The sequence below is a fragment of the Streptomyces sp. NPDC047525 genome (assembly GCF_040643025.1).
GTDB classification, from domain to species: domain Bacteria; phylum Actinomycetota; class Actinomycetes; order Streptomycetales; family Streptomycetaceae; genus Streptomyces; species Streptomyces durmitorensis.
This window is the reverse complement of record NZ_JBEYTL010000013.1, coordinates 101,424-127,621: the sequence shown is the minus strand read 5'-3', so window position 1 is coordinate 127,621 and position 26,198 is coordinate 101,424. Positions and strand designations below refer to the sequence as shown.

Here is a 26,198-nt window from a genome sequence, read left to right as displayed (position 1 = left end):
TGCGCCTCACGGCAGGACCCTGCACAGCGCGTCCAACGCCCCCGCCCACGCGTGATCCGGCGGCGTCCCGTACCCCACCACCAGCGCGTCCCTGCCCGGGACCCGCGCCGCCGGGTGGCGGAAGGCGGACAGGCCCTGGACCGCGAGCCGCTGCCAGCTCGCCGCCTGGACCACCGACCGTTCGGTGCCCGGTGGCAGTTCGAGCACCGCGTGCAGCCCCGCGGCGATCCCCGTGGCCCGCACCTCCGGCGCCCGCGCGGCCAGTGCGGCGACCAGCTGGTCGCGGCGGCGCCGGTAGCGCAGGCGCGCGCCCCGCACATGGCGGTCGTACGCGCCCGAGGTGATGAACTCCGCGAGCGTCAGCTGGTCGAGCGCTCCGCAGGCCCATTCCGCGCCACTCTTCGCCTCGACGACCTCGGCGGCGATCGGCGCGGGAAGGACCATCCAGCCGAGCCGCAGGCCGGGGGCGAGGGACTTGCTCGCCGTGCCGAGGTAGACCACGCGGTCGGGGTCGAGGCCCTGGAGGGCGCCCACCGGCTGGCGGTCGTAGCGGAACTCCCCGTCGTAGTCGTCCTCCAGGATCAGCCCGCCCTCGCGCCGCGCCCAGTCGACGGCGGCCGCGCGCCGGTCGGGGTGCAGCGGATCCCCCATCGGGAACTGATGCGCGGGCGTCAGAAGCGCCGCCCCGGCCGACCCGGATCCCAACTCCGATGTGGATGTCCCCAGTTCGTCGAAGGGCAGGGGTCTGGTCCGCAGCCCCGCCCGCTTCAGGAGATTCCAGTGCACGTCGAGGCCGTACGACTCGACCGTCATCTCCCGCAGACCACGCGCCCGCAGCACCCCGCCCAGCACGCTGAGCCCCTGCGCGAACCCGGCACAGATGACGATGCGGTCCGGGTCGGCGTGCACGCCGCGCGCACGGGAGAGGTAGTCGGCGAGGGCGGTGCGCAGCTCGATCCTGCCGCGCGGGTCGCCGTAGCCGAGCGCGTCGTTCGGGGCGGCGGCCATGGCCCGGCGCGCGGCCTTGAGCCAGGCGGCGCGCGGGAAGGAGCCGAGGTCGGGGGTGCCCGGCATCAGGTCGTACGTCGGACCGCCGGCGGCCCTGCGGCGCGGTGCGGGCGCCGCGGGGCGCGGCACGGCGCGTTCGGCCACGCGGGTGCCCGAGCCCTGGCGGGCGGTGAGCCAGCCCTCGGCGACGAGATCCGCGTACGCGTCGGCGACGGTGTTGCGGGCGATGCCCAGGTCGACGGCGAGGGAGCGGGACGAGGGCAGCCGGATGCCGGGGGCGAGCCTGCCGCCGCGCACCGCCTCGCGCAGGGCGTCCGTGAGTCCCTTGCGTACGCCGGAGTGCGTCGCCGCCTCACCGGCCGTCTCCAGGTGGAGGTCGACGCCCAAAGTGGCCCAGGAATCTTCCATGGGAATGGACCATACCTGTGGGCTACTCCGGCCGTACGGTCGATGGCATGACGACGAATGACAGCACACCCGCCCCGGTACAGACGCAGACCAAGGAGTACGTCCACGAGCACACGCCCCGCCTCGACTGGCACCAGCACGCCCCCGAGGTCTTCAAGGCGATGGTCCGGCTCGACGCGGCGGCCCGTAAGGGCGTCGACCCGGTGATCCTGGAGCTCGTCAAGATCCGCGCCTCGCAGCTCAACCACTGCGCGCTCTGCGTCGACATGCACAGCAAGGACGCCCTCGCCGCGGGCGAGAGCGTCGAGCGGATCATCCAGCTCAGCGCGTGGGAGGAGTCGCAGCACTTCTACACGGCGAAGGAGGTCGCGGCCATCGAGCTGGCCGAGGCGATCACCGTCCTGACGGACGGCTTCGTTCCGGACGCGGTGTACGAGCGGGCGGCGGCCCTCTTCGAGGAGCAGGAGCTGACGCAGCTGATCGCCGCGATCACGGTGATCAACGCGTGGAACCGCTTCGGCGTCTCGACGCGTCAGGTGCCGGGCCACTACAAGGCCGGTGACCACAAGTGAGCGCTCGGACCAGCCACCTCGACAAGGGCTTCGGCACCGCGCTGGCCGCGCTGAGCGCGGCGGCGAAGAAGGGGCTCGGCGACCCCGTGCTCGCCGAGCTCGTGATGATGCGGGCCTCGCAGATCAACGCGTGCGCGTTCTGCCTGGACATGCATGTGGACATCGCCGTGAAGAACGGCGAGACGGCGAAGCGGATCGCTCTGCTCAACGCGTGGGCGGAGGCGGGCGAGGTCTTCAGCGAGCGGGAGCGGGCCGCGCTCGCGCTGACGGAGGCGGTCACCGTCCTGACGGACGGGTTCGTGCCGGACGAGGCGTACGAGGCCGCGGCCAAGCACTTCGGCGAGTCCGAACTCGCCCATCTCATCGGGGTGATCACCGTCATCAACAGCTGGAACCGGGTGATGGTCAGCCGCCGTACGGAGCCGGGCGGGTACGCGCCATGAGCCTCGTGGACGACTTCCGCGCGCTGCACCGTGGGCGCGCGCCGGGTGACCCGCTGGTCCTGCCGGGCCCCTGGGACGCGGCCAGCGCGCGCGTCTTCGTGGATGCCGGGTTCCCGGCCCTCGCGACGCCGAGCGCGGGGGTCGCGGCGTCGCTCGGGTACGCGGACGGCGAGGTGCCGCCGGACGAGATGTTCGCGGCGGTGACGCGCATCGTGCGGTCGGTGTCCGGGGCCGTGCCGGTGAGTGCGGACATCGAGGACGGGTACGGCCTGCCGCCGAAGGAGCTGGTGGAGCGGCTCCTGGAGACGGGCGCGGTGGGCTGCAACCTGGAGGACTCCTCGAACGCGAACGGGGCTCTCAAGGATCCGCGGGAGCAGGCGGAGTGGCTGGCGGAGGTGCGTTCCGTCACGGGCGAGGGGATCCTCATCAACGCGCGGGTGGACACGTTCATCCGGGGCGTCGCGGATCCCGGGCAGGCGATCGAGCGGGCACGGCTGTACGTGGCGGCGGGCGCGGACTGCGTCTACCCGATCGGTGCGCCGCCGGAGGTCCTTCCGGAGCTTCGGGCGGGCATCGAGGCTCCCATCAACGTGGGCGCCAGGCCGGGGTCCGGCCCCTCCCTGCGGGAGCTTGGCTCGCTCGGAGCCACGCGGATCACTTTCGGCCCGGGGCTGCAGGTCCGTGCGACGGAGGCGCTGCGGGAAATCGCCGCCGGGCTGGAGTAGCCGGCTGCGTCTCGCTGCCGGCTGCCCGGCGCCGCCCTCAGACCGGGCACGCCTGTCGTGGCAACGCCCCGTGCCGGGCGCGCCGTCGTCGTGGCAACGCCCTGGGCCGCCGCTTCGCGGCGGGAGTCTCCCGCCCACCCACCCGTCGCTCCGCGGGGCAATCGGGTGGGTGGGCGGGAAAGATCCGCTGCGAAGCGGAGAAGGGCACCCGCCCCCGCCACGGGGCTACTTCGGAAGCCAGCCCCGCCACTTCTGCTCATGGTCGGCGACCCAAGCCTTCGCCGCGTCCTCCGGCGACATCTTCTTGTCGGCGATCATCAGCGAGACCTCGTTCTGGTCCTCCTCCGACCACTTGAAGTTCTTCAGGAACTCCGCCGCGTCGCCGCCCTTCTTGGCGAAGTCGGCGTTGAAGTACTTCTGCAGAGGCGTGTGCGGATAGGCGCACTTGATCTTGACGGGGTCGGCGTCGCAGCCCTCCTTGTACTCGGGCAGCTTCACCTCCGTCATCGGCACCTTCTTGAACAGCCACTGCGGCTTGTACCAGTACGTCAGGAACGGCTTCTTGTGCTTGGCGAACTGCTCGATCTGCGTGATCTGCGCCGCCTCGGAGCCCGCGAAGACGACCTCGTAGTCCAGGCCGAGGTTCTTCACCAGCGCCTTGTCGTTCGTGACGTACGACGGGGAGCCGTCCATGAGCTGGCCCTTGCTGCCGCTCTCGGAGGTGCGGAAGTCCTTCGCGTACTTGTTGAGGTTCTTCCAGTTGGTGACGTCCGGGTGCTTCTTCGCGAAGTACGTCGGGACGTACCACCCGATGTGACCCGTCACGCCGACGTCCCCGCCGGGGACGATCGTCTTCTTGTCCTTGATGTAGCGCTGTTCCTGGTCCGGGTGGCCCCAGTCCTCCAGGATCGCGTCGACACGGCCCTGGCTGAGCGCGTCCCAGGCGGGGACCTCGTCGATCTGGACCCTGTCGACCCGGTAGCCGAGCTCGTTCTTGAGCAGGTACTCGGCGACGGCCACGTCCGCCTGCGCGCCGACCCAGGACTGGACGGACAGCGTCACCGTCTTGGCGCCCGCGGCATTGGCGTACGGAGACGCCTGCTTGGTCATGTCCGAGGCACAGCCGGAGAGCGCAAGCAGGGCGCAGCTCGCCGTGACAGCGCTCATCACACGCGTACGTACTCGCATGTCAGGCACCCTTCTTCGCGCGGCGTTCCGTCGGCTGCGTGACCCGGTCGAGCATCAGGCCGAGGCAGACGATCGCCACACCCGCCACCAGACCCGTCGCGAGGTCGCCCTGCGCGAGGCCGAACACCGCTTCGTAGCCGAGCGCGCCACCGCCCACCAGACCGCCGATGACGACGACGGCGAGGATGAGGACGACCGCCTGGTTCACGGCGAGCAGCAGGGCCGGGCGGGCCAGCGGGAGCTGGACCTGGCGCAACTGCTGCCAGCTGGTGGCGCCGAGAGACTGGGACGACTCCATCGCGGCGCCGTTGACCTGGCGCAGGCCCTGCGTGGTGATGCGGATGACGGCGGGCAGCGCGTACACGACGGCAGCGGCGACCGCGGGGGCACGGCCGATGCCGAAGAGGGCCACGACCGGGATCAGGTAGACGAACTGCGGCATCGTCTGGAACACGTCGAGGACGGGCCGCAGCACTTGCTCCAGCCTCGTGCTGCGCGCCGCCGCGACGCCGATGGCGAAGCCGAGGATCACCGTGACGACGACGGCCGCGAGGACCTGCGCGAGCGTGTCAAGGGACGGCTTCCACACGCCGAGCACGCCGGTCGCCGCCATCGCGAGGACGGCGGTGAGCGCGGTCTGCCAGGTGCCGATCAGCCAGGCGAGGGCGGCGATGACGAGCAGGATCGACCACCAGGGCATCCCCTGCAGGCCGTCGCGGATCGGGTCGAGGACCCAGGTGGTGAAGTGCGCCGCCCAGTCGGCGGTGCCCCCGACGACGGGCACGTCGGTGTAGATGTGGTCGACCATCCAGTCCTTGGCGGTGTTGACCGGCCCGACGATGTTGACGATCCAGCTCTCCGGCCACTCCAGGCGGTCGGCGAAGCGCGCGGCGAGCGCCGCCACGACGGCGACCGCTCCGGCCACGGCCCAGCCGCGCCGGCCGCGCAGCGGTGAGCTGTCCTCGGTGTTGTCGCCGAGCCGCTCCCCCGCCGCGCCCGTCACGCGGTCAAGGACCACGGCGAGCAGCACGATCGGGATTCCGGCCGCGAGCGCCGCGCCGACGTCCACCGAGCCGAGGGCCTGGTAGACGCGGTCACCGAGACCGGCGCCGCCGATCATCGACGCGATGACGGCCATGCCGAGCGCCATCATGATCGTCTGGTTGAGGCCGAGCAGCAGTTCCTTGCGGGCCAGCGGGAGGCGCGCCGAGAGCAGGCGCTGGCGGGCGGTGGTGCCAAGCGACGTCACCGCCTCCATCACGCCGCCGTCGGCGCCGCGCAAGCCGAGCGCGGTGAGCCGGGCCATCGGCGGGGCCGCGTACACGACGGTCGCGATGACCGCGGCGGGCACGCCGATGCCGAAGACCAGGGCGACGGGCAGCAGGTACGAGAAGGCGGGGAGCACCTGCATGGTGTCGAGGACCGGCCGCAGGACGCGGTGGATCCTGTCGCTCAGACCGCCGGCGAGCCCGAGCAGCATGCCGAGCACGACGGAGACGAGCACGGACACGATCATCAGGGCCAGCGTCTGCATCGTCGGCACCCACATGCCGAGCATCCCGCACAGGCCGAACGAGGCACCGGCCAGGACCGCGAGCCGCACGCCCGCCACGCGCCACGCGATGAGCGCGGCGCCGACGGTCACTCCGGCCCAGCCGGCCGCGAGAAGCACGAGGTAGACACTGCGGATGGAGAGCACGATGCCGTTGGAGATGTTGCCGAGGACATAGACGAACAGCGGGTGGCTGTCGCGGTTGTCGATGATCCAGTCGGTGGTCTTGCCGAGCGGCTCGGTCAGGTCGACGGTGAGCGCGTCGGGCCAGGCGCCCGACGCCCACTTGGCGTTGACGATCGGCACGAGGATCGCCGCGGCGACGGCGAGCAGCAGGAGCTTGCCGACGGCGCGGTGGCGCAGGAGCGCGCCGATGCCCGTATCTCGTACGGGACTCGATGCGGTGGCAGTGGCCATCAGGCGACCACCTCGCCGGTGTCGGAGCGCCCCTTGTCGGGCTTCTGCGCCGGGGCCACGCCCGCGACGACGCCGAGCAGCGCCTCATGGTCGACGACGCCGAGACAGCGCGGTCCGTCCATCACACGCACCGGGAAGCCGGACTTGGCGACGGCCTCGATGGCGTCGGCGACCTTGGCGTCCGGCGCGAGCGCGGGGCCACGGCCTTGCTCGTCGGCGTCGGCGGGGCGCATGGCGGTGCGCACGCTCATCACGTCGGCGCGCGCCACGTCCCGTACGAAGTCGCGTACGTAGTCGTCGGCCGGGGAGCCGACGATCTCCTCGGGCGTGCCGAGCTGCACGATGCGGCCGTCGCGCATCAGCGCGATGCGGTCGCCGAGGCGCAGGGCCTCGCTGAGGTCGTGGGTGATGAAGACCATGGTGCGGCCCTCTTCACGGTGCAGGCGGATGACTTCTTCCTGCATGTCGCGGCGGATCAGCGGGTCGAGCGCGCTGAACGGCTCGTCGAAGAGCAGGACTTCGGGGTCGACGGCGAGGGCGCGGGCCAGGCCGACGCGCTGCTGCTGACCGCCGGAGAGCTGTCCGGGCTTGCGCTGCTCGAGTCCTTCGAGGCCGACCTTGGCGACGACCTCGAGGGCCTTGGCGCGGCGCTCGGCCTTGCCGACGCCCTGGATCTCCAGGCCGTACGCGACGTTGTCGAGGACGGTGCGGTGCGGGAGGAGGCCGAAGTGCTGGAAGACCATCGCGGCGCGGTGCCTGCGCAGTTCGCGCAGACGCGCCTTGTCCATGGCGAGGACGTCCTCGCCGTCGATCGCGACGGCCCCGGAGGTCGGCTCGATGAGGCGGGTGAGGCAGCGTACGAGCGTCGACTTGCCGGAGCCCGAGAGGCCCATGACGACGAAGACCTCGCCCTTCTTCACCTCGAAGGACACATCGCGTACGGCGGCGGTGCAGCCGGTCTGCTCACGCAGTTCGGCGGGGGTGAGGTCGTGGACCGAGGTGTCGCCCGGTATTCGGTCGGCCTTCGGGCCGAAGACCTTCCAGAGGTTCTCGACGGCGAAGACGGGTCCGTCGGCGGAGTCCGCCTTCGGCTGCTGCGTCGTGTCTTCCGTGTTCTTCACTGAGGCCTCGCTCATCGGCCGTCACCACCCAGCATCTCGGCACATTTCTCCCCGACCATGAGCACTCCGATCATCGGGTTCACGGCGGGCATCGTCGGGAAGACGGATGCGTCCGCGATACGGATTCCTTCGAGTCCCCGGATCTTCAACTCCGGGTCGACCACGGCGAGTTCATCGGTGATGGCACCCATGCGGCAGGTTCCCGCCGGGTGGTACACCGTGTGCGCGGCCTTGCGCACGAGCTCGCTGATCTCGGCGTCCTCGGTCACCTCGGGACCGGGGAAGACCTCGCGCTTGAGCCACTTGGCGAACGGCTCGGACTGCGCGACCTTGCGGGCCAGCTTGATGCCGTCGACCAGGGTCTGCCCGTCGTAGTCCTCTTCGTCCTCGAAGTACTTGAAGTCGAGGGCGGGCTTGACCTCAGGGTCGGCCGACGTGAGGTAGATACGGCCGCGCGCACGGGACTTGGTGATGTTCGGCGTCATCGAGACGCCGTGCTCCGGGCGTTCGTAGCCCAGTCGCTCCGGGTTGTCCGTGAACGGGATCTGGTAGAAGTGGAACATCAGGTCCGGGCCCTTGTGGTCCGGGTCCCGCTTCACGAACAGGCCCGCGTCGGAGTCCATCGCGGAGTTGCCGGGGATCGGCCCGTTGGTCTCCCAGACGATGACCGACTCGGGGTGGTCGATGAGGTTCTCGCCGACGCCCGGCAGGTCGTGCACGACCGGGATGCCGAGGGCCTCGAGGTCCTTCTTCGGGCCGATGCCGGAGTGCATGAGCAGCCGCGGCGTGTCGACGGCACCGGCGCAGACGAGCACCTCGCTGCGGGCGGTGAGCAGCTTCTCCACACCCTCCTTGGTGCGGATGTGGACGCCGCGCGCGGTCTTGCCGTCCAGCTCAAGCTTGGTGGCCCAGGTCTCCAGGAAGAGGTGGAGGTTCGGGCGGTCACCGGCCTCCATGTGGGGGTGGAGGTAGGCGACGGACGCGGAGGAACGCTTGTTGTTCTCCGGGTGGTACGAGAGGTCGAAGAAGCCGACGCCCTCGTCGAAGGGCTTGTCGTTGAAGCCGATGACCTCGGGGATGCCGAGCGCGTCCTGCGCCGCGGCGACCCAGTCGGTGGCGATCTGGTTCTGGTCCTTCTTGGCGACGCGCACGATGTTGTTGCGCAGCTTGCCGAAGAAGGGGTCCATCGCCGCGGCGCCCCAGCCGGCGGCACCCGCCTCTTCCCACTCGTCCCAGTCGGACGGCAGCGGCTTGAACGAGATCAGCGTGTTGTGCGACGAGCAGCCGCCGAGGACCTTGGCGCGGCTGTGCAGGATGTGCGAGTTGCCGCGCGGCTGCTCGGTGGTCGTGTAGCCGTAGTCGAGGTCGCCGCCCAGGAGGCCGAGCCAGCGGCGCAGCGTGAGGACGTCGTCGCGGTCGATGTCGCTGGGGCCGCCCTCGATGACGGCGACGGTGACGTCCGGGTCCTCGGTGAGGCGGGATGCGATCACCGAACCTGCGGTGCCGCCGCCGACGATGACGTAGTCGTACTCGGTGGTCTCAGCCATGCGTGCTGCTCCTCTTCCTGCGAGGTGTGGTGCCAAGGTGCTCGCGCGTAATGAGCGGGGGGTGCTCGGAACTTCGGACATACGTGCGCGGGGGCGGGACTGCCGCCCCCGCGCACGCCTCTACGTGTCGGGCCTCAGCCCGCGAACCAGCGGACCGGCTGCGGTGCGAGGTTCTGGTAGATGTGCTTCGACTCGCGGTACTCGGCGAGTCCGGCGGGTCCGAGCTCGCGCCCGACGCCGCTCTTGCCGAAGCCGCCCCACTCCGCCTGCGGCAGGTAGGGGTGGAAATCGTTGATCCAGACCGTGCCGTGGCGCAGGCGCCGGGCCATGCGGCGGCCGAGGCCCGCGTCGTTGGTCCAGACGGCGCCCGCGAGACCGTACTCGGTGTCGTTGGCGAGCGCGACGGCCTCGTCCTCGGTGCGGAAGGTCTCGACGGTCAGGACCGGGCCGAAGACCTCTTCGCGCACGACGCGCATCTCGCGGTGGCACTGGTCCAGGACGGTCGGCTCGTAGAAGTAGCCGGTGGCGGGGCGCGTCTCGCTCGGCTCGGGGCGCTTGCCGCCGGTGCGCAGGACCGCGCCCTCCTCCAGGGCGGACGCGACGTACGCCTCGGTCTTCTCGCGCTGCTGCTGCGAGACGAGCGGGCCGCACTCGACGCCGTCCTCGGTGCCGCGGCCGAGCCTGATGCGGCTTGCGCGGCGGGCGAGTTCGGCGACGAAGCGCTCGCGCACCGACTCCTCGATGATGAGGCGGCCACCGGCGGAGCAGACCTGACCGCTGTGGATGAAGGCGGCGTTCAGCGCCTGGTCGACGGCGGTGTCGAAGCCCTCTTCGGTGGCGCAGGCGTCGGCGAAGACGACGTTCGGGTTCTTGCCGCCGAGTTCGAGGGCGACCTTCTTGACGCCGAGCGCCGCGGCCTGGGCGACCTTGGTGCCGGAGACGAGGCCGCCGGTGAAGGAGACCAGGTCGACGTCGGGGTGGTCGGACAGGCGCGCGCCGACGGTGTGGCCGGGCCCGGTCACGATGTTGGCGACACCGGCCGGGAGGCCCGCCTCGACGAGCAGCTCGATCAGCGCGACCGTCGTCAGCGGAGTGACCTCACTCGGCTTGATGACGAAGGTGTTGCCCGCGGCGAGCGCGGGGGCGACCTTCCAGCTGGCCTGAAGGAGCGGGTAGTTCCACGGCGTGATCATCGTGCACACGCCGACCGGCTCGTGCACGACGACGCTGTGGATGTCGTCGGACCCCGCGTCGACCACGCGCCCGGCGCCCTCGCCGATCACCAGGTCGGCGAAGTACCGGAAGGCGTCGGCGACGCAGTCGACGTCGACACGGCCCTCCTCGACGGTCTTGCCCGCGTCGCGGCTCTCCAGGAGCCCGATCTTCTCCCGGTCGCGTACGAGGAGGTCTGCGACGCGGCGCAGCAGCGCGGCCCGTTCGGCGACGGGCGTGGCCGGCCACGGTCCGTGGTCGAAGGCCTCGCGTGCGGCGGCGATGGCCGCGTCGGTGTCCTCGGTGCCGCCCTCGGCGATCAGTGCGAACGGCTTGGCATCCGCCGGGTCGAGGATCTCGCGCGTGGCGCCGGAGAGGGCGTTACGCCACTCTCCGCCCACATGGATGGTCTGTTGTGCGGACACGTCCCGTTTGCCTTCCGTTCCTGTCATACGCCCCGCCTGTCACTCGCGGTAGCCGGGTCCACCTGCCCTGACGTGAAGAAACCATGCGCATTACATAACTGAAAGTGCGCTGTGTCACTGCGCGTGCAGGCACCTGGGACGAAACGTACGCTCGAAGAGGGGTTTATCCCTGGAGGTGGCGCTATGCGCGGAATATCCAAGAGGCAGGCCTGGGGCACCGCGGTCTGCACGGCGGCCTGTACGGCGGCCGCGCTCCTGGTCGCACCGTCTGTCGCGCTCGCCGACACGGAGGATCTGAGCGCACAGGAGATCTCCGACAAGGCGGAGAAGGAACTGCTGGACGCCAAGTCGGTGCACCTGAAGCTGGAGCAGAAGGGCTCGGACACCGACAGCGCCGAGCCGGTCTCCATGGACCTCACCCTGGACCAGGACGACAACTGCGTCGGCTCGCTGCGCATGGCCGACGACGGCGGCAGCCTGGAGCTGATCAAACAGGGCGAGAAGGTGTGGATGAAGCCCGACCTCGCCTTCTGGAAGGCCCAGCTCCCCGGCGGCCAGGGCGAGGCCGCCGCCGAAGTCGTCGGGGACCGCTATCTCTACGGCACGACCGACGACGCCCTGCTCAAGGACATGGCCGGGGTCTGCGACCTGAACACGATCCAGGACGAGGTCAAGGACAAGTCGGACGACAACACGGCCTTGAAGAAGGGCGAGCCGACCAAGGTCGACGGCACCCCCGCGATCCCCGTCTCCGGCAGGGAGGACGGCAAGACCACCACGCTGTACGTCGCGACCGAAGGCACTCCGTACCTGGTCAGGGCCACGGAGAAGGGCGGAGGGACCGACTCGACGCTGACGCTCGGCGACTACGACAAGCCGGTCCCGTCGAAGACTCCGTCGGAGGAGGACTCCGTGGACGTGTCCCAGCTGCAGGGCCAGGTGACGGACAAGCCGAACACCTACTGAAGGCCGGACACCTACGGAATCTCGTCCAGACCCTCGGGGTCGAGGTCCGCGGGGTCGTCCTGCACGGCGAGCCCGGCCACCCACAGCGGCATCAGCCAGTGCACGACGAACGCGGTGAAGAGCACGGGGAAGAGCAGCCCCTCGGCGCCCCACCCCTGGTAGGCAGCGATCCCCGCGCCGACGGCGGCCGCGAGGAGCAGCCACTGCATCACCTGGCGGGCGCGCGCCGCGACACGGACCCGCTCCGCGCGCTGCCGCTCGTCGAGGGCGCGTTCGCGCAGTTCGAGCAGGCCGCGCGTGGCGCCGTTGATGACGCCGGTGGCGACACACCACGGCAGCAGGAGGCCGAGCATCGTCCACATCGCCCAGCGCTGATCGCCGACGACCGTGAGGAGCCAGGCCGCGACGCTCGCCACGGTCAGGGTGATGTGGGCGCCGACCGCGAACCGCCTGCGCACGGCGGTGGCGTACATCGGCGCCCCCTCGCGCCGGTTCATGAGGGCGAACATCCGCCGGTCGTACCCGGTCATCCGCTGCGTCGACCTCTCCTGCACCTGCTGGCCCGTCATCCCTGACTCCTCCCGTAGACCTCGTTCGTGAGCGGGCTGAACGGCTCCAGGGAGAACAGCGCCTCCACTGGCAGCCCGAAGAACACCGCGATCTTCAGCGCCAGGTCGAGGCTCGGGTTGTACTGCCCGCGCTCGATGTAGCCGATGGTCTGGTAGTGGACCCCCACTGCCTCGGCCAGGCTCTGGCGCGACACCTTTCGCTCCGCGCGCACCATCGCCAGCCTGTTGTGCACCTGCTCGCTCATGTATAAGAAGTACTACATTGCTCAGCAGGTTGGCAACAGAGAGGACTGTTGGGCGGTGACCAGGCTCGGGGCAGACTCAGCGATCAGGGCTCGGGGCAGATCTCGTCCGGCGGGCAGAACCACGACAGGGCCGTCGACATGAACTCCTCCTCGTCGTCCCTGCCGTCCGCGTCGGAGCCGTAGACCGCGAGGGCGTACAGCTCGCCGTCCACCGCCTCGAAGCGATGGTCGATGACGTGCCACGTGCCGATGTCCGGTTCGCCCTTGAACTTGTCGGCCACGTAGTCGAGACGGGCCGCCGGGCGGCCGTCGTCGTCCGTGCGCTCCACCGGGGCGAGCTGGTCGAAGCCGCCGGGCATCGGCGTCTCGTCGAGCCAGGTCCGCAGCGATTCGTACGGCGACGACTCCCCCACCCGGTACACCTGGAGCCGCCGGTCGCCCTGAGGACTGCGGTAGTTGACGACGTTGAAGCCCTCCGTCGGCTCGACCAGATCGCGGACCCAGCCCCGCGGCACCGCGAGCCGGAAGCCCTCCTGGTCGAACACCTCCTCGTACGGGGCCGGGGGCACGCCCGCGGGGGACGGCGCCGCGGTGTCCCCCTCGGCGTTCTTGTCCCCGCTCCCGGCGTTCTTGTCCCCGCTCGGCGCGGGCTGCTGGAGCACCGTCAGATAGCCCCGCGGCCCCGGCTCGTCCTTCCAGCCGAGCGCCCAGGTGCCGAAGGCGAGGCCGCACACCGCGAGGACCGTCACGGCGCCGCGCAGCGCCTTGCCCTGGCGCACGGCGTCCCGGTCGTGGAGCTCGGCGATCCGCTGTTCCTGCTCGTGGCCGACCCACTCCTGGCGGTCGGCGTCGAAGATCCGCACCGCTCGTCCCTCAGCCCGTGATCTGGGCGATCGCCTGGAGGACCGCCGTCACGGACGCGGCCGTCGCGGCGGCGGCGCCGTACTGCTCAAGGCGGGTACGGAGCCTGCCCAGCAGTCCGCTGTCGCCGTGGCCCGCGCGGCCGATCTCCCGTTCCACTTCGCCCAGTTCGGCGTCGAGCGCCTCGTCGTCGGGCGTGCGCTCGGCGGCCTGACGCAGTTCACCGCGCAGGGCACGGACCTGGGTGAGCAGATGCTGCTGCTTCGGATCGGACACCACCACCGTGTGGTTGGTGGACTCGGCCTTGCCGTGCGAGCCGAAGGCCTGCGAACCGCCGGTGATCGAACCGATCTGGACGTGCGCACCGCCGCCGTTGTCCCCGTCGCCGCTCATGCCGTGCTCCTCTCGGTGGTGTGCGTGGCCTGGCCGTGGGATCCGGTGGCGATGGCGCCGCCGGACATCTCCGTGATGTAGACCCCGCTGTTGTTGATCTGCGTGATGTTCTGCTCGAGCCGGTCCGTGCGGAAGCCACCGGCCCGCAGCGCGTCGCGGACGCCCTCGCCGATGCGGTCCTGGAGGGTGCGGGTGTAGCGGGCGACGTCCATCTCCTGGAAGAGCGAGAGCTCGTCGGTGCTCGCCAGTTGGCGCAGCGAGACCAGCGGGGCGTCCGGCGGCGCCTGCACGGGACGGCCGATCTCCAGCCAGGAGCACACGGACCGCAGGGCGCGCGCGGCACGCGCGGCGGGAGTCGTGGAAGGCGTGGGAACCGTGGGAGCCGCCCCGTCGGACGCGTCGGGCGCTTCGGGCTGGGCCAGCCAGAGCCGGAACGAGGGGACGAGCGAGGGCAGGGCGCGCAGGGCGGCGATGCCGATCGCCACGCCGACCGCGGGACCGTCGACGCAGGCGCGCAGGGCGTCACGGACCGGGCCCTCCGGCTCACTGGCCACGATCGAGTCGACCTCGCGGAACGCGGGGACGATCGGCCCGAGCACGTGCGGCACCACTTCGAGGACCAGCATGCCGCCCTGCGTGTGCACCCTCACCAGGAGCGAGACGACGACCTGTTCGTTCCAGGCGCCGACCCGGATCCGCAGGAAGTGGCGCCGCGCCTCGCCGCCCTCGCCCGCCGCCCGTTCGATGTGCCGGGCGACCTGCCCGGCGTCGTAGAGCCCCGCGGTCTCGTGTCCCTGTCCGGTGTAGAGCTGCTCGTCGCGGCCCGCGCCCGCGGGGAGGTAGACGAACTCCTCGATCTCCAGGTCCCGCAGCCGGTCCACGCTGGTGGCCGCGGCGGACCTGCGCAGGTCCTTGAGGCGCGGCTCGATCATCTTGATGACCTCGCGCGCGGTGAGCGGTTCGTACGCCCGCTGGGTCGGCAGCGCGCCGTTCGTCTGCTTCTCGGCGCGCTGCAGCTCAAGGACGACCGACCACGGCTTGCGGGGTTTCCCGGCGCCCACGAAGGGGCGGTTCGCGTCGTAGAGCGTGACCGGGGCGTTCTGCTCGCGGTGGATGCAGTCGGCGATGCGGGAGAACCGCCGGGGGATGCGCGGCTGTTCGGTCTCGGCGAAGGCCTGCCGGGCGAGCTGCGTGCGCAGGATCCGCTTGCGCAGGAACTGATGGCGCCACACCACGGCCGCGACGAGCAGCGGGAAGATCACCGGATACGGGGTGTCCTTGATCACGGAGATCGCGGAGAAGGCGTACGCGGCGGCGCACCACCACACGAAGGCGGTCACCAGCCAGCCGATCCTGCGCCGCAGCCAGGCCAGCGGCGCGGGAAGCTCCATCCGCCGCAGGATCCCGCCGTCCGTGCCGCGCCCGGAGACGACCCGCGCCAGCCACAGCAGCAGGACCACCACGGCGTACCCGATCGCCCAGCCGCCCGGCACGAAGGCGCCGAACGTGCCGCCGGGGCCCGCGTCCACGAGGTCGTCCGGGTCGAAGGCGAGCAGCGCGATGTCCTCGCCGGTCATGCCCGACTCACCGCCACTGGAGTCATCGAGTTCGTCCCAGAGCATCACCGCGTCGGTGACGAGGAACCCGAGCCACACGGCCGCCAGGAGCAGCGCGGTGATCAGTTCCTCGCGCCGGGCGCGCAGCGCGTGCGCGAGCACCGGGAGCACGTCGGCACCGAGCGGCGGCGCCACGGGGCGCTCCGCGTGACCGACCAGTTCTGCGACGACCCTCCTGCGGAACACCGCGTCCAGATGGACGCCGGCGCACAGCAGTCTGGTGGCCTCGGTGTTACCTGCCATGGCCAACTCCGTTGGGATGAAGCGGAATTGGAGGGTAACGGAGCGTGTGTGCAGGGGCCACAGAAAGGTGATTATGCCCCTCGAACAAGTGAAATCCCGCCACTCACACGAGTGAGGACCGGACGCACCTCGCCCCCGGCAGCCGATCGAGTGGCCGCCGGGGGCGAGGTGGAGACGCGGGCGTACGGACCGAGCCGCACGCCAGGACGTACTAGATGAGGCCGAGACCGCGAACCGCCTCGCGCTCCTCGGTGAGCTCCTGCACCGACGCGTCGATGCGCGTGCGTGAGAACTCGTTGATCTCCAGGCCCTGGACGATCTCGTACTTGCCGTCCTTGGTGGTGACGGGGAAGGAGGAGATGAGGCCCTCGGGCACGCCGTACGAACCGTCCGACGGGATGCCCATGGAGGTCCAGTCGCCGGCGGCCGTGCCGTTCACCCACGTGTGGACGTGGTCGATGGCGGCGTTGGCGGCGGAGGCGGCCGAGGACGCGCCACGGGCCTCGATGATCGCGGCGCCGCGCTTGGCGACGGTCGGGATGAAGTCGTCGGCGAGCCAGGACTGGTCGCTCACGACGTCCGCGGCGTTCTTGCCGGCGATCTCCGCGTGGAAGATGTCGGGGTACTGGGTGGCCGAGTGGTTGCCCCAGATGGTGAGGCGCTTGATGTCGGAGACCGGGGCGCCGGTCTTCTTCGACAGCTGCGAGAGCGCGCGGTTGTGGTCCAGGCGGGTCATCGCGGTGAAGCGCTCGGCCGGTACGTCCGGGGCGGCGGCCTGCGCGATGAGCGCGTTGGTGTTGGCCGGGTTGCCCACGACGAGGACCTTGATGTCGTCCGCGGCGTTGTCGTTGATGGCCTTGCCCTGCGGCTTGAAGATGCCGCCGTTGGCGGAGAGCAGGTCGCCGCGCTCCATGCCCTTGGTGCGGGGGCGGGCGCCGACGAGGAGGGCGACGTTGGCGCCGGAGAAGGCGACGTTCGGGTCGTCGCTGATCTCGATCGAGTTCAGCAGCGGGAAGGCACAGTCGTCGAGCTCCATGGCGGTGCCCTCGGCGGCCTTCAGGGCCGGCGTGATCTCGAGCAGTCGCAGGTTGACCGGCACGTCCGCGCCGAGCAGGTGGCCCGAGGCGATGCGGAAGAGCAGCGCGTAGCCGATCTGGCCGGCCGCGCCGGTGACGGTGACATTCACGGGAGTGCGGGTCATGGCGATCTCCGTAAGACAGCTGGCGGTGGGGGTCCCTGCCCCTTGTGCTGGATCCCCTGCCGACGCCCTCGTCGATCGCCTCTCGATGATCGATCTCTTGGCATCAAGAGAGATCCGCCGCCAGGCTATCGCGCCCCGTCGACCCCCGAACCCCGGGAGGGTGTGGCCCACCCCACAAAGGTCCACCCGTGCTGGTCGGAGGCGGTCCGGAGCCCCCGTTCGGAGCCCGCGCCCCGGGTCCGCGAAATTTCTGCGAAATCGACAGGCATGGCTCGTGCAAGTGCGGGCACACGGACCAGTACCCCCACGGGAGTGGTCACACCCCCGGGCGGCCGCCACGCTCCCCCCCCCTGAGGTGGTGGCCGCCACCTCCCGGGGGTCATTCCTCGGGCCCGCCCCGGACGGCGCCTACTTGGTGCAGCCGGTCTGGCCGGCCTTGAGCGTCGCGCACGCCTTGGCCGACGCACCGTCCTTGACGGCCACCATCGGTGTGTAGGCGTCGAAGTCCGCGTTCACGGTTCCCTTCTGCTCGGCGCCCCCCGCGCCCGAGATGGTCACCTTGTCGCCCGGCGCCGCCTGCGTGATCCGCGCCCACGCCGCTCCGCACGTCTTGCTGTAGCGGACCTCGATCAGCGCCTTGCCCACCGTCTGGCGCGCCGTCGTGCCGGCCAGCTCGCCGCCGCAGCCCATGGTCTCCGGGTCCTTGCCGGTGCAGCTCTTGCCGCTGCACTCGACACCCGCGGGCAGGTCCTTGTCGCTCGTGCTCGGCGACGCCGGCGGCTTGGCGCTCTCGTCGCCCTTGTCGTCCTTGCCGAAGTCCGTCAGGAAGACGGCGGCGGCGATGACGACGAGCGCGCCGACGACGCCCGCGAGGAACATCGTCAGCTTCCTGCGCCGCCGCTGCCGGTCGGGCGAGTCCCCGCCGTGGCCCGGCTCGTGCGTACCGGGCGGCCCGAAGACGATTCCCTGGTCGCCGCCGCCCCCTGCCGCGTACGACGGCGACTGCGGCGGCACCGTGGGCGAGACGCCCGCGGGGCCCGCGACCCCGGTGACGCTCCCGCCGGGACGGCCTGAACGGTGGGAGCGGCTGGGCTGGTCGGAGCGGCTGGGCTGGTCGGGACGGTCGGGACGGTCGGCGGAATCGACACCGGTGCCCGCACCGGCGCCAGGGCCCGTGCCGGCGCCCGCCGCGCCGTTGCGCGCCGTACCACCGCTGCCCTTGCCCTTGGGCGGATTGGGCCCCAGCTCTCCGAGCGCGGCCCGCGCCTGGGAGATCCGGATCGCCTGCATGGTCATGTCGTGCCGCATCTCGGAGCGGCTCCACGCGCGCTCGGCGAGTTCCCACATGGTGATGAGGTGAACGGGGTTGGTGCCCGTCACCTCGGCAAGCGCGACGATCGCACCCTTCGGAGCGAGCAGTCGCCCGTTCAGATAGCGCTCCCACGACGTCTTGCTGTACCCAGTGCGGTCCGACACCGCGGCGATGCTCAGACCGCTCCGGTCGACCAGCCTGCGCAGCTGACTGGCGAACTCCCTGACCTGCGGATCGAGCTCATCCGGTAGTGCCTTCCAACGAGGCATTACTCCCCCTATTCCCCCCGTACGTGCCAACGTGCCCCCGCGCGTGGTGTCCCCCGCTCTGCCCATGGGGCAGCCCCCGCTGCTCCTGTCATGGGCTACCCAGAGGGATGCCAAAAGTCAGGATGTCAGTTCCCGGACGGGGGGCGCACGGGAGCATTCGGGCCACTGGCGTGCACCGTCGCACTCCATGCGGTCCAACGTCCAGTGTCCCACCGCAGTCGGGGTCCACGATGCGGAACCCCTGGTAGCGACCTGGGACGCCCCAAAGCATCCCGTTTGCACGGCTTGATGCTTTTGCGAAGCGCCCCCGCCATCGCGTCGTGGCGGCCCTACAGAATGAAGTACCGCAGCAGCCCCTCCAGCAGCACCACGAGGACGAGGAACACGGTGACCCCGGCGGCGGAGCGCCACGTCCACGACGAGCGGGCACGTGACGGGCGGGCACGTGACGGGCGGGCACGTGACGGGCGGGCACGTGATGTGCGGGGGCGCGGCGGCCGCCGTGGCCTTCCCGGCCGGGCAGAGGGCACATCCTCGCCCGCCTTGCTCAGTACGACACCCGGAGCGGACCCCGCATCGCCCGCCCCGCCCTGCGGCCACGCACGGACGGCCATCTCCCGGTGCGCGCAGAGCCGTTCGCTGTCCTCCCCCGCCACCCGGCACAGCTCCGCGACCGCCTGCCGGGGCGGTGGCTGCCTGCCGCTGAGGTAACGCTGCCAGGAGGACCTGCTGTAGGCCGTCTCCTTGCCGAGCGCGACCAGGCTCAGGCCGGTGCGGTCCTTGAGCAGCCGCAGCTGTTCCACGAGCTGCCGCACCTCCGGCGGAAGTGCCTCCGGAAGCGGCTGCCAGGCAGCACTCATGCTTCACCCCCAGCATGTGCCCCGTTTGCCCCCATGACGGCTGCGCGACCCGAAGTGGTTCCTTCCGCACGGGGCGGCCATCTGTTGCGGGCCGAGAACACCGTTGCGGAATGGTCACCTCCGTGCCACAGGGGCAACCCATCCCTTGTACGGAGTTGGCGGGGGCATGACGCTGGATCCCGTTGGAACGGCCCCCATGAACCGGCGGCGCTCGTCCTCCCACGGGGGAGAGGACGGGCGCCGTCTTCTTGTCCGGGCGGGGCTTCTTGTCCGGCGGCGCTTCTTGTCCGCCGGGCTCCTGTCCGCCGAGTTCCGTCCGCCAGGTCAGCGGTCGCCGCCGCCCGGCGTGACGAGGCCCGTCTCGTACGCCACCACCACGGCCTGCGCCCTGCTGTCCAGGTCGAGTTTGGACATCGTCCGGTTGAGGTGGGTCTTGACGGTGGCCTCGCTGATGTAGAGGCGGTCGGCGATGTCCGCGTTGGACAGGCCCGTGGCGATCAGCTTCAGGACCTCGACCTCGCGCAGGGTCAACGCCCGCAGATCCGGGAGCGGTTCGGCGGAGTCACCGGCCGCCCCGGCACCGGCCTGCCGGGCGAAGGCCTCGACGAGACGGCAGGTGACACTGGGCGCGAAGAGCGCGTCACCGCCGCCGACGGCGGCCACCGCGGCGAGCAGGCGCTCGGGCCCCGAGTCCTTGAGCAGGAATCCCGAAGCCCCGGCCCGCAGCGCCCCGTACACGTACTCGTCGAGGTCGAACGTGGTCAGGACCAGGACGCGCGGCGGCGGTTCGGGCGCCTCGGCGAGGATCTTCTCGGTGGCCACGATCCCGCTCATGCCGGGCATGCGGATGTCCATCAGGATCACGTCGGGCCGGGTCGTCGCGGCGAGTTCGACCGCTTCGGCGCCGTCACCCGCCTCACCCACGACCTCGATGCCGGGGGCGGCACGCAGCAGCCCCACGAGACCGGCCCGGATGAGGAACTGGTCGTCGACCACGAGCACCCTGGTCATCTAAGTCGCGCCGTCCCCCTGCGATGCGGCCTGCGCGGAGGTCGGCAGAGTCAGGCGCACGGCGAACCCTCCCTCGCTCAGCGGACCGATGCTGATCGTCCCGCCGTAGAGCTTGGCCCGCTCCCTCATCCCAATCAACCCGTGACCGCCCCCCGTGACCACTCTGTCCGGAATCACCCCCTCTCCGTCATTGGTCACCGAGACCGTCACATGGTGTGTCTCGTAGCGCAGTTCGACCACCGCTCCGGCCCCTCGCGCGTGCTTCAGTACGTTGGTCAGGGCCTCCTGCACCACGCGGTACGCGCAGAGTTCGATGCCGGGTGCGAGCTGCCGCCGCGCCCCCTCGACGCGCAGCTCGACGGCGACGCCCCCGGCCCGCACCCGCTCGACCATCTCGCCCAGCCTCGCGAGACCGGGCATCGGGGCGTCGGGCGCGCCGTCGCCGTCCTCCCGCGCCCGCAGCACCCGCAGCATGCGCCGCAGCTCCTCCAGCGCCTCGCCGCTGGTGCCGGAGATGGTGGAGAGCGCGGCGTGGGCGGTGGCCGGATCCGAGGCGAAGACGAACTTCGCGAGGCCCGCCTGCACGGATATCACCGACATGTGGTGGGCGACCACGTCGTGCAACTCCCGTGCGATGCGCCCGCGTTCCTCGGCCACCTCGCGCCGCGCCCGCTCGTCCTGCTCGCGCTTGAGCTGCCGGGCCAGTTCGGCGGAGCGGCGCGCGACGTACCCGAACCGCCAGATCACCAGGGGGAATCCGATGGCCTGCCCGACCACGGACGCCATCGCCGCACCCTCGCTCACCACGCCCGCGTAGATCCAGACGGCGCTCATCAGGGCGGCGCAGGGGACGGAGACGCGGGCGGGCCGCAGGGACGCGACCGTGTAGACCATGAGCATGGGCGCGAAGGTGTTCACGACGGGCCAGTAGCCGACGGTGACGTACCCGATCCACACCAGGTGCACCAGGAGCAGGACCGCGAGCGGCGCCTTCGAGCGGAACACGACCGGCAGATTGACGAGCGCCACCAACGCATAGCCCAGCGCGTCGAGTTCGGGCCACCTCTGCCGAGCCGACTCCTGCCCGAGGAGCACGGCGACCGTGGTCAGGGCGACCGCGATCGACGTGTCGGCGACGAGGGGGCGGATCCGCATCGCCGCAGCGTAGCCCCGGTGCGGGCACAGGTACGTCAAACCACCGCGGTACAGCGGACGTTGCAGGAACCACCGGCGTACTCCGCAGGGCGCGCCCGAACCTCAACCCGGCACGGGACGACTCCCCCGCCCCACCGCCGTAACTTCTTGTCCGGGGCCGCCGAGGCCGCCGGGGGCCCCCGGAATACGGCGACGGCCCGTCCTCCCCGGGGGAGAGGACGGGCCGCCGGCCACGTCGTGCGACCGCCTGCTACGTGGTGATCGTCCGGTGCAAGGTGTCGCCCAGGAACGGGATCTCCAGCCACGGATGGGGCTGCGCCATCATCGCGAGGAGCACGATGGCCACGCCGAGCACGCCGTACGTGACCATGTCCGTGAAGCGCGAACGCACCGCCAGCATGCCGACGCCGGGCAGCGCCCACCGCATGAAGGCGCCCGCGATCAGCGCGAGGCCGATCAGTATCGTGCCGACGCGGAACACGTCGAAGGCCGTGAGCAGCAGCCCGAGCCCCACCGTCGAGAGCACGCTGAGCAGCGGCCACTGGCGGGCGGGCGCGGGGGCGTCGCCGGGCGCCGCCCTGCCGCCGCCCTCGGGCCGCGCGGTGTCCCGGGTCAGGAGCGGGAAGCGCCGCGTGGTTTTCTTCGGCCCGCCGGGACCGGGGGCGCTGACGGCGCCCTTGGCCTCGGCGTCCTCCACGGCCTGCGGGGCCTCCACGGTCTCCGGGGCCTCCGCAGCGTCGGCCGGCGATGCCCCTTGCTCAGGTTCTGCGCTCATGGGCTTCACCCTTCCCGGTTCAGCTCGCGGCGGCGGACGCGGCGCGCTCGGCGGCCTCGACGACGTTGACGAGCAGCTGGGCGCGCGTCATCGGGCCGACGCCGCCGGGGTTCGGCGAGATCCACCCGGCGACCTCGCCGACGCCCGGGTGCACATCGCCGACGATCTTGCCGGACTCGTCGCGCGAGACGCCGACGTCCAGGATCGCGGCGCCCGGCTTCACGTCCTCGGGCTTGATCAGGTGCGGGACGCCCGCGGCGGCCACGATGATGTCGGCCTTCTTCAGGTGGTAGGCCAGGTCACGGGTGCCGGTGTGGCACTGGGTCACCGTGGCGTTCTCCGAGCGGCGGGTGAGCAGGAGCGGCATCGAGCGGCCGATGGTCACACCGCGGCCGACGACCACGACCTCGGCGCCGTTGATCTCCACGCCGTGCTGGCGGAGCAGCGTGATCACGCCGTTCGGCGTGCAGGGCAGCGGCGCGGGCTCGTTCAGGACAAGGCGGCCGAGGTTCATCGGGTGCAGGCCGTCGGCGTCCTTGTCCGGGTCCATCAGCTCAAGGACGCGGTTCTCGTCGATGCCCTTGGGCAGCGGGAGCTGCACGATGTAGCCGGTGCAGGCCGGGTCGTCGTTGAGCTCGCGGACGACGGCCTCGATCTCGTCCTGCGTCGCCGTGGCGGGCAGCTCGCGCTGGATCGAGGCGATGCCGACCTGCGCGCAGTCGCGGTGCTTCCCGGCGACGTACTTCTGGCTGCCCGGGTCGTCACCGACCAGAACAGTCCCGAGGCCGGGCGTGAAGCCCCTCTCCTTCAGGGCCGCCACGCGGACGGTCAGTTCGGACTTGATCGCGGCTGCGGTGGCCTTGCCATCGAGAATCTGGGCGGTCATGACTCCATCTTCCCGGATGAGACCCGCCCGGTACCAATCAGGGCGCCGTCGCGGCCCGGCTGTGTCCCAGCTGTGTCCCGAGACCTGACCAGCTCTGTTGCACTTGCACAACACATAGGGAATGCGGCTGGACAAATAAGCCTGGCCTAAAGAACGATATGCGGCACAGTGCCGCGGGCAGTGTCGGGGGGACGGACCGCATCTGTAGAACTTCCTCCGTGATGTGCCGCGTCGTCCCCGCATTACCCGACGGAGGAAGACCGCCATGAGTTACGGCGACCCGAACAACCCTTACGGGCAGCCGCCCCAGCAGCCCCCGGCCGCTCCCGGGTACGGCTATCCCCAGGCCCCGCCCGGTGTCCCGCCGCAGCAGGGCTACGGCTACCCGCAGCAGCCGGCGTACCCCGGCTACCCGGGCGGCAACATGATGCAGCAGTCGATGCCGGGGCTCCTCGTGACGGCCCGCGTCTTCCTGTTCCTCATCTCGGCCGTGCAGATACTCTTCGCGATCATCTACCTCTACGTGGGTGCGATCGCGAGCGACGCCGGTGACAGCGGTGAGGACCTGGGCCTGAGCGGCATGGGCGAGGCCGGTGACGCGGTGGCCGGTATCGCCATCATCGGTGCGCTGATCGCGGCCGCCCTCGCGGTGCTCTCCATCACGCTCGGCGTGAAGTTCAGCCGCGGTGGTCAGGGCGTCCGGATCACCACGGTCGTCTACGGCGCGCTCGGTGGCATCGTCGGCCTGATCGGCCTCTTCGTCGGCCTCGACTCCGGTCTCGCGACCGCCATCATCGGCCCGCTGATCTGGGTCACCTTCGCCGTCATCATCACGATCGCCCCGGTCGTCCCCAGCGGCACCGCGTGGTTCAACCGCCCCCGCTACTGAGGCGGGCGCCAACCGCGCCGCACAAGCCATTCACACCCACGGGCCGTGCTCACCCTGCCGAGGGGGGCACGGCCCGTGGGTTCTCGCTCTACTCTGACCACGTCGGGCGTGAGGGGGACAGGCCTTGTACAGCATCATCGTCGTGCCGCCACGGACAGTGGAGCAGCAGCCAGCGAGCGCGGGCCAACTCCGCCTCGCCCCGGGCGAAAGACTCACCTTCGGCAGATCGGCCGAGGCCAACGACCTGCCCATCGACCACGAGGGCGTCTCACGCGCGGCAGGCGAGATCGCCGCGCACGGCGCGTTCTGGATACTGAGCAACCTCAGCGCCCACCAGACGTACGTGGTGGAGAACCCCGAGGGCGCGGGCGAGCACATCAAGGTGGGTCCCGGCCGTCTGGACGCGCCCGTGCCCTTCGAGTTCTCCCGGATCGTGCTGCCCGCCGCGGGCGAGCTCCTGCACCTGGAGGTGTGGGCGCCGCGCCACGACTACCTGGGCGGCCTGGACCGCGCGGGGATCGTCGGCGCGACGACCCGCCCCGCCTTCTCCGTCGACCGCACCAAGCGGTACTTCGCCGTGCTCGCCGCCCTGTGCGAACCGCGCCTGCGCGGCGCCCCGCACGCCCCGCTGCCCACCGTCGAGCAGGTCGTGGACCGCCTCAGGCCCGGCTGGCCCTCGGCGAACCGCGCCGCCGTGCAGTGGAACATCGACTACCTCGCGGTCAAGCTCCGCCTCAAGCCCGGCCCCGACACGGCCGATTCGGGCCCACGCCTCAACGGCAAGAAGGAGTCGCTGGTCTCGCTCGCGCTGCGTTTCGATCTCGTACGCGAAGACGATCTCGTCGTCCTGATCCCGCCCCCCGGCGGCGTCGGCCGATGAGTGCGGGCAACGATCCGGCGGGCGGTCTCGTCTACGCCGTCTCGGTGCCCAAGGGCTATCGGATCGGCCCGTGGCAGGTGCGCGAGCCGCTGGCGACCGGCAGTTTCGGCAGCGTGTACGCGGCGCGGCGGACCGCGTCCGGCGACCCGGAGCTGCCCAGGCGGGCCGCCCTGAAGTTCCTGCCGACCGGCACGCACACCCCGCGCCAGCTGAACCATCTGCGCGAACTGGCCGAGCGCGAGGTCGAGTTGCTGCGCAAGCTGCGCTCCCCGCGCCTGATCCGGATGTACGACGTCCTGACGGTGGACGACCCGGAGCACCCGGCGCTCGACGGCGCCACCGTCCTCGTCCTCGAGGAGGCCGCGGAATCCCTGGACGTGCTGCTCGCCCGGTCGCACCGGCCGCGGTCCGGTCCCGCCCTGCTCGCCCAGATCGGCGACGGCCTGCGCCAGCTCCACCACGCGGGCTGGGTGCACGGCGACCTCAAACCGGCCAACGTCCTGCTGATGAAGGACGGTTCGTCCTGCCTCGCGGACTTCAACATGGCGGCGGAGCTGGAGGGCACCCACGCATACACGCCCGCCTTCTCCACACCCGACTACACCCCTCCCGAACTCCTCTGGTCCGAGATCGGCGAACGCGGCCAGCAGATCCGCCCGACCGCCGACATCTGGGCCTTCGGCGTCCTCGCCCACCTCGTCCTCACCGGCACCTACCCGCTGCCCGGCGGCACTCCGTCGGCCCGCAGAGACGCCGCCATCCGCTACGCGCGCGGCACCGACGAGCTGCGCCTCTCCCCCGAACTCCCGCTGGAATGGCACGCCTTGATCACGGACTGCCTCTCCCGCACCCACGCGGAACGCGCCGCCCACGACGCCCCGTCGGTGCTCCGCCGCGCCGAGGAGGCGGCGGGCGCCGACCGTGCACCCCGGCTCCCCCGGCGGCCAGGACCCGGCACCCGCCGCGTCCGCCGCGCACTGCTGGCCACGGCCACGGCGGCGGTCACGTTCACCGCACTCGGCTTCGGCCTGAACGCCCTCCTCGACGAGGAGAACCCGGGCACTCCGACAGGCGGACCCAAGTCCGGCTACGCCCGCTGTGTCGTGGGCTCCGTCTGCGCGTTCTCCGGGAAGGACGGCCAGGGTCAGATGTGCACCTGGGTCGGCGACGACATGAACTGGCTCACGGGCGACGGCAAGTGCGCGTGGACGGCGCAGGCGAGCCCGCGGTCGATCTACAACAACGGCCACGACACCGACATGGGCACGAAGTTCGTCGACGTCGTCTACTTCGCGAAGCCGAGGCTCAAGGGGGAACGCCTCGGCTGCGTCGAGGTGCAGACGAAGAAGAACCTCACCCCACCGGTCAAGCCGCTCTCCCATCGCTGGATCGAGGGGTGCTGACCCTCTGGCGGCCGGACTTCTGCCCGCCGACCCTCTGACGTATGAG

General features: G+C 71.1%; 25 protein-coding genes. 7 read left to right on the top strand and 18 right to left on the bottom strand.

The genetic code is table 11. The annotated features are described in order from the left end of the window. Positions 1-6: 6 nt before the first annotated feature. Positions 7-1,416 (bottom strand): PLP-dependent aminotransferase family protein, encoded by a 1,410-nt coding sequence (locus ABZ833_RS32015; RefSeq protein ID WP_361053840.1) that lies wholly within the window; start codon positions 1,414-1,416, stop codon positions 7-9. 47 nt (positions 1,417-1,463) lie between these two features. Between ABZ833_RS32015 and ABZ833_RS32010 the strand changes: the two genes are divergently transcribed. The 3 genes from ABZ833_RS32010 to ABZ833_RS32000 are packed head-to-tail and all read left to right on the top strand — an operon-like array spanning position 1,464 to position 3,156. Continuing rightward, on the top strand, positions 1,464-1,988 hold the full coding sequence (locus tag ABZ833_RS32010) for a carboxymuconolactone decarboxylase family protein (protein ID WP_361053837.1): 525 nt from the start codon (positions 1,464-1,466) through the stop codon (positions 1,986-1,988). Further along, on the top strand, positions 1,985-2,431 hold the full coding sequence (locus ABZ833_RS32005; RefSeq protein WP_361053834.1) for a carboxymuconolactone decarboxylase family protein: 447 nt from the start codon (positions 1,985-1,987) through the stop codon (positions 2,429-2,431). The genes ABZ833_RS32010 and ABZ833_RS32005 overlap by 4 nt, the downstream gene beginning before the upstream one ends. Then, entirely contained in the window at positions 2,428-3,156 is a 729-nt protein-coding gene (locus ABZ833_RS32000; RefSeq protein WP_361053831.1) for an isocitrate lyase/phosphoenolpyruvate mutase family protein, read from the top strand. The genes ABZ833_RS32005 and ABZ833_RS32000 overlap by 4 nt, the downstream gene beginning before the upstream one ends. A gap of 225 nt (positions 3,157-3,381) precedes the next feature. Here the strand turns inward: ABZ833_RS32000 and ABZ833_RS31995 are convergent, their stop codons facing one another. The 5 genes from ABZ833_RS31995 to ABZ833_RS31975 all read right to left on the bottom strand — a co-directional run bounded on the left by ABZ833_RS31995 (position 3,382) and on the right by ABZ833_RS31975 (position 10,645). Further along, positions 3,382-4,344 carry a glycine betaine ABC transporter substrate-binding protein gene (locus ABZ833_RS31995; RefSeq protein ID WP_361053828.1) on the bottom strand — a complete coding sequence of 321 codons (963 nt, stop codon included), beginning with the start codon at positions 4,342-4,344 and terminating at the stop codon, positions 3,382-3,384. Between the two features lies 1 nt (position 4,345). Further along, positions 4,346-6,313, bottom strand: coding sequence for an ABC transporter permease subunit (locus ABZ833_RS31990; protein WP_361053825.1), 1,968 nt, complete (start codon positions 6,311-6,313; stop codon positions 4,346-4,348). Further along, the gene (locus ABZ833_RS31985) at positions 6,313-7,449 is read right to left on the bottom strand and encodes a glycine betaine/L-proline ABC transporter ATP-binding protein (RefSeq protein ID WP_361053822.1); all 1,137 of its coding nucleotides are present in this window, start codon (positions 7,447-7,449) and stop codon (positions 6,313-6,315) included. Before ABZ833_RS31985 ends, ABZ833_RS31990 begins: the two co-directional genes overlap by 1 nt. Continuing rightward, a complete protein-coding gene (locus tag ABZ833_RS31980) occupies positions 7,446-8,981 on the bottom strand; it encodes a GMC oxidoreductase (RefSeq protein WP_361053819.1) in 1,536 nt (511 codons plus the stop codon). The genes ABZ833_RS31985 and ABZ833_RS31980 overlap by 4 nt, the downstream gene beginning before the upstream one ends. Before the next feature lie 134 nt (positions 8,982-9,115). Then, on the bottom strand, positions 9,116-10,645 hold the full coding sequence (locus tag ABZ833_RS31975) for an aldehyde dehydrogenase family protein (RefSeq protein ID WP_249588237.1): 1,530 nt from the start codon (positions 10,643-10,645) through the stop codon (positions 9,116-9,118). A 156-nt stretch (positions 10,646-10,801) separates the two neighbouring features. Here ABZ833_RS31975 and ABZ833_RS31970 point away from each other — a divergent pair, with 156 nt between their 5' ends. Further along, entirely contained in the window at positions 10,802-11,584 is a 783-nt protein-coding gene (locus ABZ833_RS31970) for a hypothetical protein (RefSeq protein ID WP_361053816.1), read from the top strand. Between the two features lie 11 nt (positions 11,585-11,595). Here the strand turns inward: ABZ833_RS31970 and ABZ833_RS31965 are convergent, their stop codons facing one another. The 12 genes from ABZ833_RS31965 to ABZ833_RS31910 form a co-directional block, all read right to left on the bottom strand. Then, positions 11,596-12,153, bottom strand: coding sequence for a hypothetical protein (locus tag ABZ833_RS31965; protein ID WP_361053813.1), 558 nt, complete (start codon positions 12,151-12,153; stop codon positions 11,596-11,598). Then, positions 12,150-12,398 carry a helix-turn-helix transcriptional regulator gene (locus ABZ833_RS31960; RefSeq protein ID WP_361053810.1) on the bottom strand — a complete coding sequence of 83 codons (249 nt, stop codon included), beginning with the start codon at positions 12,396-12,398 and terminating at the stop codon, positions 12,150-12,152. The genes ABZ833_RS31965 and ABZ833_RS31960 overlap by 4 nt, the downstream gene beginning before the upstream one ends. Before the next feature lie 83 nt (positions 12,399-12,481). Continuing rightward, the gene (locus tag ABZ833_RS31955; RefSeq protein ID WP_361053808.1) at positions 12,482-13,261 is read right to left on the bottom strand and encodes a hypothetical protein; all 780 of its coding nucleotides are present in this window, start codon (positions 13,259-13,261) and stop codon (positions 12,482-12,484) included. Positions 13,262-13,271: 10 nt separating this feature from the next. Beyond that, the gene (locus tag ABZ833_RS31950) at positions 13,272-13,652 is read right to left on the bottom strand and encodes a hypothetical protein (protein ID WP_361053804.1); all 381 of its coding nucleotides are present in this window, start codon (positions 13,650-13,652) and stop codon (positions 13,272-13,274) included. Then, on the bottom strand, positions 13,649-15,511 hold the full coding sequence (locus tag ABZ833_RS31945; protein ID WP_361053801.1) for a hypothetical protein: 1,863 nt from the start codon (positions 15,509-15,511) through the stop codon (positions 13,649-13,651). The genes ABZ833_RS31950 and ABZ833_RS31945 overlap by 4 nt, the downstream gene beginning before the upstream one ends. 211 nt (positions 15,512-15,722) lie before the next feature. Continuing rightward, complete coding sequence (locus ABZ833_RS31940; RefSeq protein WP_361053798.1) at positions 15,723-16,712, bottom strand: malate dehydrogenase; 990 nt, start codon at positions 16,710-16,712, stop codon at positions 15,723-15,725. 408 nt (positions 16,713-17,120) lie between these two features. Further along, positions 17,121-18,293, bottom strand: coding sequence for an XRE family transcriptional regulator (locus ABZ833_RS31935; protein WP_361053795.1), 1,173 nt, complete (start codon positions 18,291-18,293; stop codon positions 17,121-17,123). 329 nt (positions 18,294-18,622) lie between these two features. After that, entirely contained in the window at positions 18,623-19,153 is a 531-nt protein-coding gene (locus tag ABZ833_RS31930) for a helix-turn-helix transcriptional regulator (RefSeq protein WP_361053791.1), read from the bottom strand. Positions 19,154-19,477: 324 nt separating this feature from the next. After that, positions 19,478-20,164, bottom strand: a complete 687-nt coding sequence (locus ABZ833_RS31925) for a response regulator transcription factor (protein ID WP_361053788.1) — start codon at positions 20,162-20,164, stop codon at positions 19,478-19,480. Continuing rightward, positions 20,165-21,319 (bottom strand): sensor histidine kinase, encoded by a 1,155-nt coding sequence (locus tag ABZ833_RS31920; protein WP_361053785.1) that lies wholly within the window; start codon positions 21,317-21,319, stop codon positions 20,165-20,167. Positions 21,320-21,569: 250 nt separating this feature from the next. Continuing rightward, positions 21,570-22,094: a DUF3017 domain-containing protein gene (locus ABZ833_RS31915; protein WP_361053782.1), complete on the bottom strand. Its 525-nt coding sequence runs from the start codon at positions 22,092-22,094 to the stop codon at positions 21,570-21,572. A 19-nt stretch (positions 22,095-22,113) separates the two neighbouring features. Then, the gene (locus ABZ833_RS31910) at positions 22,114-22,980 is read right to left on the bottom strand and encodes a bifunctional methylenetetrahydrofolate dehydrogenase/methenyltetrahydrofolate cyclohydrolase (RefSeq protein WP_361053779.1); all 867 of its coding nucleotides are present in this window, start codon (positions 22,978-22,980) and stop codon (positions 22,114-22,116) included. A gap of 265 nt (positions 22,981-23,245) precedes the next feature. Here ABZ833_RS31910 and ABZ833_RS31905 point away from each other — a divergent pair, with 265 nt between their 5' ends. From ABZ833_RS31905 to ABZ833_RS31895, 3 genes are all read left to right on the top strand, one after another. Next, entirely contained in the window at positions 23,246-23,869 is a 624-nt protein-coding gene (locus tag ABZ833_RS31905) for a hypothetical protein (protein WP_361053776.1), read from the top strand. 124 nt (positions 23,870-23,993) lie between these two features. After that, positions 23,994-24,749, top strand: coding sequence for an FHA domain-containing protein (locus ABZ833_RS31900; RefSeq protein ID WP_361053773.1), 756 nt, complete (start codon positions 23,994-23,996; stop codon positions 24,747-24,749). Continuing rightward, a complete protein-coding gene (locus tag ABZ833_RS31895; protein WP_361053770.1) occupies positions 24,746-26,152 on the top strand; it encodes a serine/threonine-protein kinase in 1,407 nt (468 codons plus the stop codon). The genes ABZ833_RS31900 and ABZ833_RS31895 overlap by 4 nt, the downstream gene beginning before the upstream one ends. The last annotated feature ends 46 nt before the right edge of the window (positions 26,153-26,198 follow it).